Origin of the sequence: Pseudomonas sp. WS 5532 (assembly GCF_012985445.1) — a bacterium.
GTDB lineage: Bacteria > Pseudomonadota > Gammaproteobacteria > Pseudomonadales > Pseudomonadaceae > Aquipseudomonas > Aquipseudomonas edaphica.
In genome coordinates this window covers 1-514 of sequence record NZ_JAAQWK010000066.1, presented here as the reverse complement: position 1 = coordinate 514, position 514 = coordinate 1, and the positions used below count along the sequence as shown (strand labels likewise).

The 514-nt window shown below is 47.3% G+C and carries 2 tRNA genes and 1 rRNA gene; all 3 read right to left on the bottom strand.

Annotated features, from left to right (window positions below):
• Positions 1-187: 187 nt before the first annotated feature.
• A tRNA-Ala gene (locus tag HBO23_RS33615) sits at positions 188-263 on the bottom strand.
• A 30-nt stretch (positions 264-293) separates the two neighbouring features.
• A tRNA-Ile gene (locus HBO23_RS33610) sits at positions 294-370 on the bottom strand.
• 82 nt (positions 371-452) lie between these two features.
• Positions 453-514, bottom strand: a 16S ribosomal RNA gene (locus HBO23_RS33605); the annotation flags it as partial.

Sequence of the window (514 nt, the reverse complement as noted above, 5' to 3'; positions counted from 1 at the left end):
CTCAACTAAGAGAACTCACAAATTTTACCTTAGCCTGATCCGTTACCAGTGAAAGTAACGTTCAGTCTATCTTTCTATCACATACCCAAATTTTTAAAGAACGATCTAATCAAAGACTAGAAATCAACATTCATCATCAACCTGATGGAATGCTCATTTCTAAGCTTTCTTAACGTAGAAGCAGTAGTGGTGGAGCCAAACGGGATCGAACCGTTGACCTCCTGCGTGCAAGGCAGGCGCTCTCCCAGCTGAGCTATGGCCCCGTATTTCTACAGGCGTTTCCCACACAAAATTGGTGGGTCTGGGCAGATTCGAACTGCCGACCTCACCCTTATCAGGGGTGCGCTCTAACCAACTGAGCTACAGACCCAATTTCGGGCTGCTTCTTATCGTCTTCTTCAATGAATCAAGCAATTCGTGTGGGAACTTATGGAGCAGCTGATGTCGTCGATTAAGGAGGTGATCCAGCCGCAGGTTCCCCTACGGCTACCTTGTTACGACTTCACCCCAGTCA